At 70.0% G+C, this 15,967-nt stretch carries 13 protein-coding genes; 12 read left to right on the top strand and 1 reads right to left on the bottom strand.

Going from position 1 to position 15,967, the window contains the following annotated elements:
- Positions 1-329 precede the first annotated feature (329 nt).
- The 10 genes from AB0G52_RS23540 to AB0G52_RS23585 all read left to right on the top strand — a co-directional run bounded on the left by AB0G52_RS23540 (position 330) and on the right by AB0G52_RS23585 (position 13,116).
- Complete coding sequence (locus AB0G52_RS23540) at positions 330-1,841, top strand: folylpolyglutamate synthase/dihydrofolate synthase family protein (RefSeq protein WP_361338345.1); 1,512 nt, start codon at positions 330-332, stop codon at positions 1,839-1,841.
- Between the two features lie 2 nt (positions 1,842-1,843).
- Entirely contained in the window at positions 1,844-2,215 is a 372-nt protein-coding gene (locus tag AB0G52_RS23545; RefSeq protein WP_132886822.1) for a DUF4233 domain-containing protein, read from the top strand.
- 63 nt (positions 2,216-2,278) lie between these two features.
- Positions 2,279-2,692 (top strand): nucleoside-diphosphate kinase, encoded by a 414-nt coding sequence (gene ndk / locus AB0G52_RS23550; protein ID WP_132886821.1) that lies wholly within the window; start codon positions 2,279-2,281, stop codon positions 2,690-2,692.
- 345 nt (positions 2,693-3,037) lie between these two features.
- Positions 3,038-4,057: a rod shape-determining protein gene (locus tag AB0G52_RS23555; protein ID WP_046734341.1), complete on the top strand. Its 1,020-nt coding sequence runs from the start codon at positions 3,038-3,040 to the stop codon at positions 4,055-4,057.
- A 154-nt stretch (positions 4,058-4,211) separates the two neighbouring features.
- Positions 4,212-5,165 (top strand): rod shape-determining protein MreC, encoded by a 954-nt coding sequence (gene mreC / locus AB0G52_RS23560; RefSeq protein WP_132886820.1) that lies wholly within the window; start codon positions 4,212-4,214, stop codon positions 5,163-5,165.
- 13 nt (positions 5,166-5,178) lie between these two features.
- The gene (gene mreD / locus AB0G52_RS23565; protein ID WP_132886819.1) at positions 5,179-5,856 is read left to right on the top strand and encodes a rod shape-determining protein MreD; all 678 of its coding nucleotides are present in this window, start codon (positions 5,179-5,181) and stop codon (positions 5,854-5,856) included.
- 85 nt (positions 5,857-5,941) lie between these two features.
- Entirely contained in the window at positions 5,942-8,194 is a 2,253-nt protein-coding gene (gene mrdA / locus AB0G52_RS23570) for a penicillin-binding protein 2 (protein WP_361338348.1), read from the top strand.
- Positions 8,191-9,390 carry a rod shape-determining protein RodA gene (gene rodA / locus AB0G52_RS23575; RefSeq protein ID WP_132886817.1) on the top strand — a complete coding sequence of 400 codons (1,200 nt, stop codon included), beginning with the start codon at positions 8,191-8,193 and terminating at the stop codon, positions 9,388-9,390. Before mrdA ends, rodA begins: the two co-directional genes overlap by 4 nt.
- 137 nt (positions 9,391-9,527) lie before the next feature.
- On the top strand, positions 9,528-11,030 hold the full coding sequence (locus AB0G52_RS23580) for a CYTH and CHAD domain-containing protein (RefSeq protein WP_132886816.1): 1,503 nt from the start codon (positions 9,528-9,530) through the stop codon (positions 11,028-11,030).
- A gap of 103 nt (positions 11,031-11,133) precedes the next feature.
- The gene (locus tag AB0G52_RS23585; RefSeq protein WP_132886815.1) at positions 11,134-13,116 is read left to right on the top strand and encodes a TIGR03960 family B12-binding radical SAM protein; all 1,983 of its coding nucleotides are present in this window, start codon (positions 11,134-11,136) and stop codon (positions 13,114-13,116) included.
- Positions 13,117-13,185: 69 nt separating this feature from the next.
- On the opposite strand, the gene AB0G52_RS23590 is transcribed toward AB0G52_RS23585, so the two are convergent.
- Complete coding sequence (locus AB0G52_RS23590) at positions 13,186-14,391, bottom strand: cytochrome P450 (protein ID WP_132886814.1); 1,206 nt, start codon at positions 14,389-14,391, stop codon at positions 13,186-13,188.
- 188 nt (positions 14,392-14,579) lie between these two features.
- Here AB0G52_RS23590 and AB0G52_RS23595 point away from each other — a divergent pair, with 188 nt between their 5' ends.
- Both AB0G52_RS23595 and AB0G52_RS23600 read left to right on the top strand, forming a co-directional pair.
- Positions 14,580-14,819 (top strand): DUF6400 family protein, encoded by a 240-nt coding sequence (locus AB0G52_RS23595; RefSeq protein ID WP_132886813.1) that lies wholly within the window; start codon positions 14,580-14,582, stop codon positions 14,817-14,819.
- Positions 14,820-15,015: 196 nt separating this feature from the next.
- Complete coding sequence (locus AB0G52_RS23600) at positions 15,016-15,942, top strand: polyphosphate kinase 2 family protein (RefSeq protein WP_132886812.1); 927 nt, start codon at positions 15,016-15,018, stop codon at positions 15,940-15,942.
- The last annotated feature ends 25 nt before the right edge of the window (positions 15,943-15,967 follow it).

Genomic DNA, 15,967 nt, shown 5'->3' on the forward strand with positions numbered 1-15,967 from the left:
CGCCCGCGCCGGGGCACCCGGGGCCCGCGCCGCCGGGTACGCATCGCCCGTCCCCGCCCCCCGACCGGCAGACCCCCGCGGGCGGTCGTGAACCGTCCCCGACGCCGTCCGCCGGCGCTGCTCCCCGTCGGCTCCGCGCGCGCCGCACCGGGCAGCCGGTGGCCCACGCCGGGGAGACAGCCCCCGCGGCCGGCGAACCGTCCCCGACGCCGGCCGCCGGCGCTGCTCCCCGTCGGCTCCGCCCGGCCCGCGCCGGAAAGGCGGCTCCATGCGCAGTCGTCGGCGTGACCGCGCGTACGTGGGGGCGGGGGGCTCCGTAGACTGGTTGCGTGAGTGATCTGCCCCCGCGCGACCCCAACGAGAGTTTCGACGACTTCGACGAGATCATCTCGGCCGAGACGGACCGCGACCCCGATCTCGCGGTGATCGAGGCCGGCAGCCGGACCCTGCGTACCCAGGGCGGTCCGCAGCAGCCCGACGTCCCGGCCCGCCCCGAGGACCCCGAGGTCGACCGTGCCCTGCGCGAGGTGGAGGCGGAGCTCGCCACCCGCTGGGGCGAGACCAAGCTGGAGCCCTCGGTCGCCCGTATCGCCGCCCTCATGGACGTGCTGGGCGAGCCGCAGCGCTCGTACCCCTCGATCCACATCACCGGCACCAACGGCAAGACCTCCACCGCCCGCATGATCGAGGCCCTGCTCGGCGCCTTCGAACTGCGCACCGGCCGCTACACCAGCCCGCACGTCCAGTCGATCACCGAGCGCATCAGCCTCGACGGCGCCCCGGTCTCCGCCGAGCGGTTCATCGAGACGTTCCAGGACATCAAGCCCTACCTCGACCTGGTCGACTCCCAGCAGGACTACCGGCTGTCCTTCTTCGAGGTGCTCACCGGCATGGCGTACGCGGCGTTCGCGGACGCCCCCGTGGACGTCGCGGTCGTCGAGGTCGGCATGGGCGGCTCCTGGGACGCCACGAACGTCATCGACGGCGACGTCGCCGTGGTCACCCCCATCGACCTCGACCACACCGACCGGCTCGGCGGCACCACCGCGGAGATCGCCGCCGAGAAGGCCGGGATCATCAAGCAGGACGCGACGGTCATCCTGGCCCAGCAGCCGGTGGACGCGGCCCAGGTGCTGCTGAAGAAGGCCGTCGAGGTGGACGCGACCGTGGCCCGCGAAGGCCTGGAGTTCGGCGTCGTCGCCCGCCAGATCGCCGTCGGCGGCCAGCTGCTCACCCTGCGCGGCCTGGGCGGCGAGTACAGCGGGGTCTACCTCCCGCTGCACGGCCCCTACCAGGCCCACAACGCGTCCGTCGCGCTCGCCGCCGTCGAGGCGTTCTTCGGGGTCGGCTCCCAGCGCCCCGAGCCCCTCGACATCGACACGGTCCGCAAGGCGTTCGCCGGGGTCTCCTCGCCGGGCCGCCTCGAAGTCGTACGACGTTCTCCCACCGTCGTCCTGGACGCCGCCCACAACCCGGCCGGCGCCCGCGCCACCGCCGAGGCCGTCGGCGAGGCCTTCGACTTCAGCCGGCTGATCGGCGTGGTCGGGGCCAGCGCCGACAAGAACGTCCGGGGCCTGCTGGAGGCGTTCGAGCCGGTCTTCGCCGAGGTCGTGATCACCCAGAACACCAGTCACCGCGCGATGGACGCGGACGAACTGGCCGCGATCGCCGTCGACGTCTTCGGCGAGGACCGCGTCCAGGTCGAACCGCGGCTGCCGGACGCCCTGGAGGCCGCGATCACGCTGGCCGAGGAGGAGGGCGAGTTCGCCGGCGGCGGGGTGCTGGTCACCGGCTCCGTCATCACCGTGGGCGAGGCCCGACTGCTCCTCGGGAGGGGCTGACCATGCGCACGCTGTGTTCGTCCACGCTGATCGGCGAGTTCTTCGTGATCGGCTTCGCCGCCCTGGTCGCCATGAAGGACCCCGGCCTGTCCGCCGCCACGGTGTGGCTGGTCAGCGGGGTCGCGATGGCCCTGTGCGTGGCCCTGTGCGGGGTGATCACCCGCCCGGGCGGCGTCGCTCTCGGCTGGGCCCTGCAGCTCGCCCTGATCGCCTCCGGGGTCTTCGTCCCGACGATGTACTTCCTGGGCGCGGTCTTCGCGGGTCTGTGGTGGGCCTCGGTGCACTACGGCCGGAAGATCGACGAGGCCAAGGCCCGCTTCGCGGCGCAGGCCGCCGCGGGGACCGGGGCCCCCTCCGCACCTGACGCTGCGTAACGGGTCCCCGGACCCGCCCTGTAGCCTGCCCTCACCGCACACGTCAGTACCGAAGGAGCCCTCGTGACCCAGCGCACCCTCGTCCTGCTCAAGCCCGACGCCGTCCGTCGCGGCCTGACCGGCGAGATCATCGGCCGTATCGAGCGCAAGGCCGGCTGGCAGATCACCGCGCTGGAACTGCGCACCCTGGACCGGGCCACCCTGGAGCAGCACTACGGCGAGCACGTCGGCAAGCCGTTCTACGAGCCGCTCGTCGAGTTCATGTCCTCCGGCCCGGTCGTCGCCCTGATCGTCGAGGGCGAGCGGGTCATCGAGGGCATCCGCGCCCTCGCCGGCCCCACCGACCCGATCGCCGCCGCGCCCGGCTCCATCCGCGGCGACTTCGGCGTGATCGTCCGTGAGAACCTGATCCACGCGTCCGACTCCGAGGAGTCCGCCGAACGCGAGGTCAAGATCTTCTTCCCGGGCCGCGCCTAGGGCGTGCCGCGCCCCGGCACCACGAGGCCCCGGTACGCCCCGTACGGAGTTTTCGTGGATCTTTCTGATGTGGCGTCAGTCCGTCGATCCGCATGACCTGGGGCGGCCGAACGATTTCGGCCGTCCCTCGGCATATGCGTGCCGATCGGGGGAACGCATGGCCCCGTTGGGCCGTCTCCACAAGCGAGGCGGCCCCGTACATGCTGACAATGGCGAAGACCCTCGCGCAGTGTTCGTGCAGGCGCGTCTACGATGGAAGCCTTCACGTCACAGCACCCACTTCGCCGACCTGAAATGCCCTCAAAAGCTCCCAGGAAGGCCAGACGAATCCTGATGGGGAACTCAATGTCGTTCATCGGCCGTGACATGGCTGTCGACCTCGGGACCGCCAACACGCTGGTGTACGTCAGGGGTCGCGGGATCGTACTCAACGAGCCGTCCGTCGTCGCGATCAACACGAACACCGGTGGAATTCTCGCGGTCGGCGCGGAGGCGAAGAAGATGATCGGGCGCACGCCCGGCAACATCGTCGCCGTCCGGCCGCTGAAGGACGGCGTGATCGCCGACTTCGAGATCACCGAGCGGATGCTCCGCTACTTCATCCTGAAGATCCACAAGCGGCGCTACCTCGCGCGCCCGCGCGTGGTCGTGTGCGTGCCCTCCGGTATCACCGGTGTCGAGCGCCGCGCGGTCATCGAGGCGTCGTCGCAGGCCGGCGCCCGCCAGGTGCACATCATCGAGGAGCCCATGGCCGCCGCCATCGGCTCCGGCCTGCCGGTCCACGAGGCCACCGGCAACATGGTGGTGGACATCGGCGGCGGCACCACGGAGGTCGCGGTCATCTCGCTCGGCGGCATCGTCACCGCCCAGTCCATCCGCGTCGCCGGCGACGAACTGGACAACGCGATCATCCAGCACATCAAGAAGGAGTACAGCCTCCTCCTCGGTGAGCGGACGGCCGAACAAATCAAGATCACGATCGGTTCCGCGTACGAACTCGACTCCGACGAACACACCGAGATCCGCGGCCGCGACCTGGTCTCCGGCCTGCCGAAGACCGTCGTCATCTCCGCCGCCGAGGTCCGCAAGGCGATCGAGGAACCGGTCAACGCGATCGTCGACGCCGTCAAGACCACCCTCGACAAGTGCCCGCCGGAGCTGTCCGGCGACATCATGGACAGGGGAATCGTTCTGACCGGCGGCGGAGCCCTGCTGCGCGGTCTGGACGAGCGGCTGCGCCGGGAGACCGGCATGCCGATCCACATCGCCGAGGACCCGCTGGACAGCGTGGCGCTCGGCTCCGGCAAGTGCGTCGAGGAATTCGAGGCGCTCCAGCAGGTCCTGGACGCCCAGCCGCGCAGATGAGGTAACTCTTCGATTCCGCCGTACGAGATGATCTCCTCTCGTGCGGCGGATCGTTGATATAGAGGCATAAGCTGACACAAAACGAGCGCTGTTCACCCACCCCCCGTACAACAAGCTCCCCAAGTTCCTATTGAGGAAGGCACGGCCGCCGCACGTGAGGGACACGAAAGAGAGCCGGCTGCTCCTGGTGCTGCTGATCGCCATCGCGTTCGCGCTGATCACGGTGGACATCCGAGGGGGCCGGAACTCCCCGGTCGACGGCGCCCGGCAGGCCGCGGCCGCGGTCTTCGGCCCGATCGAGAACGGCATGTCGACGGTCGTGGACCCGGTGGGCAACGCCGTCTCCGCCATCCGCGACTCCGGCGAACGCCACGACCGCCTCGCCCGCCTGGAGAACCAGAACGCCGCCCTCAAGGCCAAACTCGGCAGCGACGACCGCAACCGCAGCCGCCTGCGCCAGCTCGACAAGATGCTCAACATCGCCGCCGAGGGCCAGTACGGCATCAAGGGCGCCCAGGTCATCGCCATAGGGTCGGCCCAGGGCTTCTCCTGGACCATCACCATCGACGTCGGCTACAACGACGGCATCACACGCGACATGACCGTCCTCAACGGCGACGGCCTCGTCGGCCGCGTCACCACCGTCGGCCCCGACGCCTCCACCGTGCTGCTCGCCAACGACCCGGACTTCACCGTCGGCACCCGCATGGAGGGCAGCGACGAACTCGGCTTCGCCTCCGGACAGGGCGACCGCCCGCTGCGCGTCGAACTCCTCAACGGCAAGGCCGAGGTGAAGAAGGGCGACCGGCTCGTCACCTTCGGCTCCCAGGCCGACAAGCCCTTCGTACCCGGCGTCCCGGTCGGCACCGTCACCGGCGTCGACCCCTCCAACGGCGGCCTCACCCGCACCCTGTACGTCACGCCGTTCGTGTCCTTCACCAAGCTCGACGTCGTCGGCGTGGTCGTCGAGGCACCGAAGAAGGACCCGCGCGACGAGGTGCTCCCGGCCAAGCCCAAGCCGACCCCGACCCCCACGGTGACCGTCACGGTCACCCCGTCCGCGGACGCGAGCGCCAACGCGTCCGACACCACCGGCCAGCAGCAGTAGGAGCTGAATCCCCATGCGCGTCAACCGGATCCTGCTCTCCTCGGCCCTCATCGTCGTCGCCCTGGTGATCCAGGTGAGCGTCCTCGCCCGCCTGCACCTGCCCGGCGCCGTCCCCGACCTGATGCTCCTCACCGTCCTCGGCCTCGCCATGGTCTACGGCCATGTGGGCGGCGCCCTCGTCGGCTTCGGCGCCGGCCTCCTCGCCGACCTCGCCCCGCCCGCCGACCACGCGGCCGGCCGCTACGCCCTGGTGCTGTGCGTCGTCGGCTACTTCGCGGGCCTGATCAAACCGGAGAACGGCCGGCTGAAGTCCGCGACCGGCCCGATGCTCGTCGTGGTCGCCGCCGCCGTCGGCTCCACTCTGCTGTACGCGGGCGTCGGCGCCCTCGTCGGCGACACCGCCGCCCGGCACGTCGGCATGACCAGCCTCCTCGTCACCGCCGGCCTCTACGACCTGCTGCTCGCCCCGTTCGTCGTCCCCGGCGTGATGGCGCTGGCCCGCCGCGCCGACAACGACCCCCTCACGGAGGCCAACTCCGGCACCAAGGCCGGGAACGTCTCCTCGGGCTGGATCTCCTCCGGCACCGGACTGCGCGTCGGCGGCCAGCGCGGCGCCCTCGGCTCCCTGAAGGCCAGGGCCCGCACCCGCAACGTCCGGGTCGGCCGCATCAAGGGGGTCAAGCGACTGTGAGCACGGGGGAGTCGGGCGACGGAGCCGTTCACAGCTCCGTCGGATATGACACGAACACACACCGCTGAGAGGGGGAGGCAGCCCAGTGACCAATATTCCCGAGACCGGTCGGACCCCACGGGTCCAGATCCGTCTCGTCGTCATCCAGATCCTCGTCCTGTCCCTGCTCGGCACCCTCGGCGGCCGCCTGTGGTACCTGCAGATCCGTGAGGGCGCCGCCTACCAGAAGGAGGCCTCCGGCAACCACGTCCAGCAGGTCGTCGACCCCGCGGTGCGCGGCTCGATCCTGGACGCGCGCGGAGTGCCCCTGGCCGACAACGAGACCCGCCTCGTCGTCTCCGCCTCCCGCACCGACCTGCTCAAGCAGAAGGACGACGGCAAGGCGGTCCTCACCAAACTCGCGGGCGTCCTCGGCCTGAAACCCGAGGAGGTCCTGCAGAAGGTCCGCCTCTGCGACGCCAAGACCCCCCAGCCCTGCTGGAACGGCTCCCCGTACCAGCCGATCCCCATCACCGACGAGGCCACCGCCAAGCAGGCCCTGCAGATCCGCGAACGCTCCGAGGACTTCCCCGGCATCACCGCCGAACCCGAGGCCGTACGCCGCTACCCGGCCCCCGGCAAGGCCCACACCGCCCAGGTCCTCGGCTACCTCTCCCCGGTCACCGACGCCGAGATCCAGCAGGCCAAGGACACCTCCTCCCCGTACCTGCGCTCCGACATGGTCGGCCGCTCGGGCCTGGAGCGCGAGTACGACAAGGAACTGCGCGGCAAGGCCGGCGTCACCCGCTACGAGGTCGACAACCTCGGCCGCGTCATCGGCAAGGCCAAGTCCGACGCCGCAGAACCCGGCGCCAACCTCGTCACCAGCATCGACTCCCGCGTCCAGCGCGTCGCCGAGTACGAGCTGGACAAGGCCATGAAGACCGCCCGCCAGCAGTACGACGACATCACCCACGAGAACTACAAGGCGGACTCCGGCGCCGTCGTCGTGATGGAGGCCAAGACCGGCCGCATCGTCGCCATGGCCTCCGCCCCCGACTACGACCCGAACGTCTGGGTCGGCGGCATCTCCGCCAAGGACTACAAGGCCCTCACCGGCAAGGACTCCGACTACCCGCTGCTCAACCGCGCCATACAGGGTCAGGCCGCGCCCGGTTCGACGTTCAAGGTGGTCTCCACCGCCGCCGCCGTCCAGGCCGGGTACGCCTGGGACGGCGGCTACCCCTGCACCAGCTCCTACTCGGTGGGCGGCCAGGTCTTCAAGAACTTCGAGGGCGAGAACTTCGGCGACATCTCCCTGGGCCGCGCCCTGGAGGTCTCCTGCGACACCGTCTTCTACGGCCTCGCCGACCGCGAGTGGAAGAAGGACGGCGGCATCAACCCGAAGAAGGGCGAGCCCAAGGACTGGTTCTTCAAGACCGCCCACGAGTTCGGCCTCGGCAAGGAGACCGGCGTCGACCTGCCCAACGAGGTCACCGGCCGGGTCCCCGACCGCCAGTGGAAGCTCGACTACTGGAAGGCCAACAAGGACGCCTGGTGCAAGTCCGGCAAGAAGGACGGCTCCTACGTCGAGCGGATCGAGTACGAGAACTGCCTCGAAGGCAACAAGATGCGCGAGGGCGACGAGATCAACTACTCCATCGGCCAGGGCGACACCCTCGTCACGCCGATCCAGGAGGCCATGATCTACGGCGCCGTCGCCAACGGCGGCACCGAGTACCAGCCGACCATCGGCAAGGCCGTCATCAGCGCCGACGGCAAGTCCGTCCAGGAGATCAAGCCCAAGGTCGTCCGCAAGCTGCCCGTCAGCCAGGCCACCCTCAAGGGCATGGACGACGCCTTCGCCGGCGTCATCACGCGCGGTACCGCCGCCTGGAAGTTCAACGGCTGGCCCCAGGACAAGATCGCCCTGCACGGCAAGACCGGCACCGCCGAGGTCTACGGCAAGCAGACCACCTCGTGGCTGGCCACCTACAGCAAGGACTACACGGTCATCATGACCATCGCCCAGGCCGGTACCGGTTCCGGTGCCTCCGGTGAGGCGGTCCGCAACATCTACAGCGCGCTCTACGGCGTGTCGGCCGACGGCTCCATCGACAAGAACAAGGCGCTGCTGCCCACCCCGCAGCAGGGCCTGCCGAAGGTCCGCACCGACGGCACCATCGCCTCCCCGAAGATCTCCAGGGACCCGGCGAAGGACTTCCAGGCCTCGCAGCAGGGCGACCAGCAGAACGGCGGCCAGCAGACCCCGGCCGCCACCACCGCCTCGCCGTCGGCGGGCAACCGCACCACCCGCAGGAAACCCCGCAGGCGCGGCAGCCGGAGGATGCTCACATGACCGGCGTCAACAGTTTCTCCGTCTCCGGGTACGGGCCGGCCCGCCCCGGCTGGACCAGGGTCTTCGCCCGCGACTCGCTGGCCCGCCGGCTGGACTGGCCGATGCTGCTGGCGGCCGTCGCCCTGTCCCTGCTCGGCTCCCTGCTGGTCTACTCCGCGACCCGCAACCGCACCGAGATCAACCAGGGCGACCAGTACTACTTCCTGGTCCGCCACCTGATGAACACCGGCATCGGGCTCGCCCTGATGATCGGCACCATCTGGGTCGGCCACCGCCAGCTGCGCAACGCCGTACCGATCCTCTACGGCCTGTCGCTGCTCGGCATCCTCGCGGTGCTCACCCCGCTCGGCGCCACCATCAACGGCAGCCGCAACTGGATCGTCTTCGGCGGCGGCTTCTCACTGCAGCCCGCCGAGTTCGTGAAGATCACGATCATCCTGGGCATGGCGATGATACTGGCGGCCCGGGTCGACGCCGGGGACAAGAAGTACCCCGACCACCGCACCGTCCTGCAGTCCCTCGGCCTGGCCGCGGTGCCCATCATGATCGTGCTTCTCATGCCCGACCTCGGCACGGTCCTGGTCATGGTGACGATCATCCTCGGCGTGCTGCTCGCCTCCGGCGCCTCCAACCGCTGGGTCTTCGGCCTGCTCGCCGCCGGCGTGATCGGCTGCATCACGATCTGGCAGCTGCACATCCTGGACCAGTACCAGATCGCCCGCTTCGCCGCCTTCGCCAACCCGAGCCTCGACCCGGCCGGCGTCGGCTACAACACCAACCAGGCCCGGATCGCCATCGGCTCCGGCGGCCTGACCGGCGCGGGCCTGTTCCACGGCTCGCAGACCACCGGCCAGTTCGTCCCCGAGCAGCAGACCGACTTCGTCTTCACGGTCGCGGGGGAGGAACTCGGCTTCGTCGGCGCGGGCCTGATCATCCTGCTCATCGGCGTCATCCTGTGGCGCGCCTGCCGCATCGCCCGCGAGGCGACCGAGCTGTACGGCACGATCGTCGCGGCCGGGATCGTCGCGTGGTTCGCGTTCCAGGCGTTCGAGAACATCGGGATGACCCTGGGGATCATGCCGGTCACCGGACTTCCCCTGCCGTTCGTGTCCTACGGCGGCTCCTCGATGTTCGCGGTCTGGGTGGCGGTCGGACTGCTCCAGTCGATCAGGGCGCAGCGGCCGATGTCGGCATAGGCGCAGCCGACCGGGGAACCCGGCGGGGTGAGGACACCGGCAGCGGTGTCTTCACCCCCTTTGCATGTCCCGTTTCCCAGGGATTCACCTCCATCGACGTCTGCCGCCCGAGGCGGCCAAACCACTAGATTCAGCTCATGGCGGATACGAAGCGTGAAATCGAGCGCAAGTACGAGTCCGACGACAGCGGCCTGCCCGACCTGACCGGAGTCGCCGACGTGGCGCACGTCCTCGACAAGGGCACCACGGAACTCGACGCGACCTACCACGACACCTCGGACCTACGACTGGCCACGGCCAAGATCACCCTGCGCCGCCGCAAGGGCGGCGCGGACGCCGGCTGGCACCTCAAGCTCCCCGTCGCCCCCGGCGTCCGCGACGAGATCCACGCCCCGCTCGCCGACACCGTCCCCGGCGAACTCGCCGCCCTCACCCGCTCCCGGGTCCGCGAAGGCCAGCTCGTCCCCGTCGTCCGGCTGCGCACCACACGCGACGTGCGCAACCTCGTCGACGCCCGGGGCCGACTGCTCGCCGAGGTGAGCGTGGACCGTGTCCACGCCGAACGCCTCTTCGGCGGCGAGGGCACCGCCCAGTGGACCGAGATCGAGGTCGAACTCGCCGACGGCGGCGACCCCGCCTTCCTCGACAAGGTGGACAAACGCCTGCGCAAGGCCGGCGTACGGCCCTCCGACTCCCCGTCCAAGCTGGCCCACGCCCTCGCCGAGACCAAGGGCGGCCGACCGCACCCCGCCCCCGCCCCCGGCACACCCACCACCGCCGGGGACCACGTCCTCGCCTACGTCCGCGCCCAGCGCGACGCCCTCGTCGCCCTCGACCCCGCCGTCCGCCTCGGCACCGAGGAGGGCGTGCACGACATGCGGGTCGCCACCCGCAGGCTCCGCAGCACCTTCCGCACCTTCGGCAAGGTCCTCGACCGGAAGATCACCGACCCGGTCGCCGCCGAACTGAAATGGCTGGCCGGCGAACTCGGCCTCGGCCGCGACCTCGAAGTCCTCGCCGAACGCCTCACCGGCGCCCTCGCCGACGTACCCCCCGCCCTGGTCTCCGGCCCCGTCCACGACCGCCTGCGGGCCTGGGCCGACGCCGGTGAGCGCGGCTCCCGGCACCGCCTGCTCGGCGTCCTGGACTCCCGCCGCTACCTCGACCTCCTCGACACCCTCGACGCCCTCGTCGCCGACCCGCCCCTGCTGAAAGCGGCCGCCAAGAACCCCGAGAAAGTGCTCGCCAAGGCCGTACGCAAGGACTTCGACAAGCTCACCGGTCTGATCGAGACGGCCATGGCCGAGCCCCCCGGCCGCGACCGCGACCTCGGCCTGCACGAGGCCCGCAAGAAGTCCAAGCGCACCCGCTACGCCGCCGAAGCCGCCCGACCCGCCCTCGGCCGTCCGGCGAAGTCCCTGGTCAAGGTCATGAAGTCGCTCCAGTCCAAGCTCGGCGAACACCAGGACAGCGTGATGGCCCGCGAAACCCTCCGGGAACTGTCCGCGGTCGCGCACGCCGCCGGCGAGAGCGCCTTCACCTACGGGCTGCTGTACGGCCGCGAGGAACAGCGGGCGGCGGCCGTCGAGGCCGGGCTCCCGCACGCCTGGAAGAAGACCAGGAAGGCGGCGCACGGCTGAGCGGACGTACGGGGGACGCCGCCGGGCACGTTAGGCTAGATGGTCACCCTCCCCCCAGCCTTCGGCCGGGGGTGCCCCCAGTCAGCTCACAAAGGTCCGCGACATGCCTGCCGAAGCCGCCGCCCAGGTCGCCGAGTCTGTGTTCCCGCAGCTGGAAGCCCTGCTCCCGCATGTGCAGAAGCCGATCCAGTATGTCGGCGGAGAGCTCAACTCCACGGTCAAGCCCTGGGAGTCCTGCGACGTCCACTGGGCGCTCATGTACCCGGACGCCTACGAGGTCGGCCTGCCCAACCAGGGCGTCATGATCCTCTACGAGGTCCTCAACGAACAGGACGGCGTCCTCGCCGAGCGCACCTACAGCGTGTGGCCCGACCTGGAGGCGCTGATGCGGGAGCACGGCGTCCCGCAGTTCACCGTGGACAGCCACCGCCCCGTGAAGGCCTTCGACGTGTTCGGCCTGTCCTTCTCCACGGAGCTCGGCTACACGAACATGCTCACGGCCCTCGACCTCGCGGGCATCCCCCTGGAGTCCAAGGACCGCACCCTCGACGACCCGATCGTCCTCGCGGGCGGCCACGCGGCCTTCAACCCGGAACCCATCGCGGACTTCATCGACGCGGCGATCATCGGCGACGGCGAACAGGCCGTCCTCGACATGACGGAGATCATCCGCGCCTGGAAGGCCGAGGGCCGCCCCGGCGGCCGCGAGGAGGTCCTCCTCCGCCTCGCCAGGACCGGCTCCGTCTACATCCCGGCCTTCTACGACGTCGAGTACCTCCCCGACGGCCGGATCGCCCGCGTCGTCCCCAACCGCTCCGGCGTCCCGTGGCGCGTCTCCAAGCACACCGTCATGGACCTGGACGAGTGGCCGTACCCCAAGCAGCCGCTGGTCCCGCTCGCCGAGACCGTCCACGAGCGGATGTCCGTCGAGATCTTCCGCGGCTGCACCCGCGGCTGCCGCTTCTGCCAGGCCGGCATGATCACCCGCCCGGTCCGCGAGCGCTCCATCACCGGCATCGGCGAGATGGTGGAGAAGGGCCTCAAGGCCACCGGCTTCGAGGAGGTCGGCCTGCTCTCCCTGTCCTCCGCCGACCACTCGGAGATCGGCGACATCGCCAAGGGCCTCGCCGACCGCTACGAGGAAGACAAGATCGGCCTCTCCCTGCCCTCCACCCGGGTCGACGCCTTCAACGTCGACCTGGCGAACGAACTGACCCGCAACGGCCGCCGCTCCGGCCTCACCTTCGCCCCCGAGGGCGGCTCCGAGCGCATGCGCAAGGTCATCAACAAGATGGTCTCGGAGGACGACCTCATCCGCACCGTCGCCACGGCCTACGGCAACGGCTGGCGCCAGGTGAAGCTCTACTTCATGTGCGGCCTGCCCACCGAGACCGACGACGACGTCCTCCAGATCGCCGACATGGCGACGAAGGTCATCGCCAAGGGCCGCGAGGTCTCCCGCTCCAACGACATCCGCTGCACGGTCTCCATCGGCGGGTTCGTCCCCAAGCCGCACACACCCTTCCAGTGGGCCCCGCAGCTCTCCGCCGAGGAGACGGACGCCCGCCTGGAGAAGCTCCGCGACAAGATCCGCGGCGACAAGAAGTACGGCCGCTCCATCGGCTTCCGCTACCACGACGGCAAGCCGGGCATCGTCGAGGGCCTCCTGTCCCGCGGCGACCGCCGCATCGGCGCGGTCATCCGCGCGGTCTACGAGGACGGCGGCCGCTTCGACGGCTGGCGCGAGCACTTCTCCTACGACCGCTGGATGGCCTGCGCCGACAAGGCCCTCGCCCCCTACGGCGTGGACGTCGACTGGTACACCACCCGCGAACGCACCTACGAGGAGGTCCTCCCCTGGGACCACCTCGACTCGGGCCTCGACAAGGACTGGCTCTGGGAGGACTGGCAGGACGCCCTCGACGAAACAGAGGTCGAGGACTGCCGCTGGACCCCGTGCTTCGACTGCGGGGTGTGTCCGCAGATGGACACCCACATCCAGATCGGCCCCACCGGCAAGAAGCTGCTGCCGCTCACGGTCAAGAACGCGGGTCCGGCGCCTGCTTCGAGCGGGCACGTGCACTGAGGTCAGCGAGGTCCGAACCCGGCCGGGGGCGTGCCTCCCGGCCGGATTCGGCCCGGCACCAGGTCACTGCTACCAGGTCACCGGCAGTTCCAGCGGGAAGCGTCTGATCGTCTCCGTGTCCCAGCGCACTTCCTCCGCGGGCACCGCGAGACGCAGGCCGGGGAACCTCTCGACGAGGCGGCCGACGGCCACTTCGAGTTCCGCCATCGCCAGCGGCATCGCGATGCACCGATGCCCGCCCCAGCCGAACGTCATGTGCGGGACGCCGGGACGGTCCAGGTCGATCTCGTGCGCGTCCGGATACCGCTGCGGGTCCCGGTTGGCCGTCAGGTACGACACGTGCACGAAGTCGCCCGCCTTGATCCGCGCCCCGTCCAGTTCCACGTCCTCCAGAGCCACCCGGGGGATCCCGACCCCCTTGCGGAACGGGATCCAGCGCAGCAGTTCGTGCACGACGTCGGTCAGCGTCTCGGGCCTGCGCCGGAGGTGCCGCATCAGCTCGGGGCGGGTCAGGAGCAGGTAGACGATGTCGCTGATCTGGCAGGTCGCCGTGTCCTGGCCGCTGAGCGCCAGCGTCAGGGTCATCACCGCCAGCTCCCTGTCGTCGAGCTGCTCCTCGCCCTCCCGCGCCGCGGCCATCGCGCTGATGATGTCGGGGCCGGGCGCGGTACGGCGCTGCGCGACGAGTTCGGCGAAGTAGTCGATCAGCTCGGCCTTGGCCGTCGCGGCGGCCTCCTTGCTGCCCGCGCCGACGACGAGCAGCCGGTGCACGGACTCCTCGATCCGGGGCCAGTCCTCCCGCTCGATGCCGAGCAGGTCGAGGACGGCGTGCTGGGGGAGCCGGTTGGACAGGTGCCGGACCAGGTCTGCCGGCGCCCCGTCCTTCTCCATCTCGTCCAGGAGACGGTCCGCGAGCCAGACGATCCGGGGGCGCATGCCGTCGACCTGCTGCTGGGTGAAGGCCTGTGAGGCCAGGTGGCGGACGCGGCTGCTGTGCGGCGGGTCCATCACGTTGATCGATTCCGGGGAGACGATGGGCTCCGGCGTCATCCGGGGGTAGTCGTGGCCGATGATGCCCGCCCTGCTGAGGCGAGGGTCGGTGGTGACCTGCTTGACGGCGTCGAAGCCGGTGATCAGCCAGGCGTCGGCCGCGCCGTAGGGCAGCCGGATGCGTGCGGGGGAGCGGCGCTGCATCAGATCGGCGAGCGCCGGGTCGAAGTCGAGCGCTTCGCTGAAGTCGAACGGGCAGATGCTTGTCTCGTTGTCCGCGGCCATCAGCCGGTTCCTCCAGAGCTGGGTACGACGTCGGTGGTGGGCCTCCCCTCGCAGGAATGCAAGCACGGGAGTGCGCGTCGGCCGCTGACCGGCACAGGTGCACCCGGCCAGGTGGGCTAACACCGAGTCGCTGTGATGTCCCCCACGAGGTCTTGTCGGGACCGGACAGCCTCCCTAAATTCGGTCATATGTCCGACAAAGATTCCTCCCTTCCCGCTGGGCCGGTCGAGTTCTCCGTCGATCTCACCGGGCACGAGATGACCCGGCGCGCCCACGTCATGAACGCGCTGGGCGCCGAGTGGGACCCCGTCGAAGTGATGCGGGGCGAGGAGGAGGCGTACGACATGCTGTACTCCGGGCTCGACGCGGAGCAGCAGCGGCTGTACGACTCCCTGGTCGAGGCCGGAGTCCTGCCCCGGCGCACCTGAGCCTCCCCGCGCCCCTGGTTCCTCGGGTCCCTTGAACCCGTGTTTGCGTCCGCGACGGGTGACGGTCACCGTGGACGGGTGCTTCTCGGTCCCTGAGCAAGCGTGCGCCCGGCGCCGGAACCACCCCTCGGGGGTGAGGCGCCCCGGTGCGACCCGACCGGATGCTGCTGGGAAGCGGACGAAGGGACGACGGACGATGGGCGACGACAAGGTGGAGCGCGACGAGAGAGCGGAGCGCATAGCCGAGTTCATCGAGCCGCTGCGGGTCCGGCCCGGGACCGAGGTACGGCTGGCCAAGGACTTCGACCCCGGGGACAAGGCGGGCATCAGCAAGAAGAAGGAAGGCGTCGCACTACTGCGCACCGGCGTCGAACTGCTCGCCGACTACCAGCGGCGGCTGGCCGCCCAGGACACCTACGGCGTGCTGCTGTGCCTGCAGGCCCTGGACGCCGGCGGCAAGGACGGCACGATCCGCCACGTGATGAGCGGAGTGAACCCACAGGGCGTGCGCGTGTCCAGCTTCAAGGTGCCCTCGGACGAGGAACTCGACCACGATTTCCTGTGGCGCTACACCCGCGCACTGCCCCGACGCGGAGAGATCGGCATCTTCAACCGCTCGCACTACGAGGAAGTGCTCGTCGTCCGCGTCCACCCGGAGAACCTGCTCCGGCAGAAGCTGCCCGACGCTGCCCGCGGCCCCGACGTGTGGGAACGGCGCTACCGGGAGATCAACGACTGGGAACGTTATCTGAGCGACAACGGCTTCAGGATCGTCAAACTGTTTTTGAACCTTTCCAAAGAAGAACAACGTTCCCGTTTCCTCAAACGCATCGACGTTCCCGAGCGGAACTGGAAGTTCTCGTCGGCCGACATACGCGAACGGGCCCGATGGGACGACTACCAGCAGGCCTTCTCGCAGATGCTGTCCCGTACCAGCACGCCGTGGGCGCCCTGGTACGTCGTTCCCGCCGACCACAAGTGGTTCGCCCGGGTGTGCGCGGCCGCCGTTCTGGCGCACACGCTCATCGACATCGACCCCCGTTACCCGCACGTCGGCGCCGCGGCCCGGCGTGAACTGGCCGAGGCCAAAAGGGAACTGAAGGCCGAGAAAAAACACCGGTGACGAAGGAGTGACGGACCGGCCCCGG

It is taken from the genome of Streptomyces sp. NPDC021562 (assembly GCF_040640875.1).
In the GTDB taxonomy this organism is placed as follows: domain Bacteria; phylum Actinomycetota; class Actinomycetes; order Streptomycetales; family Streptomycetaceae; genus Streptomyces.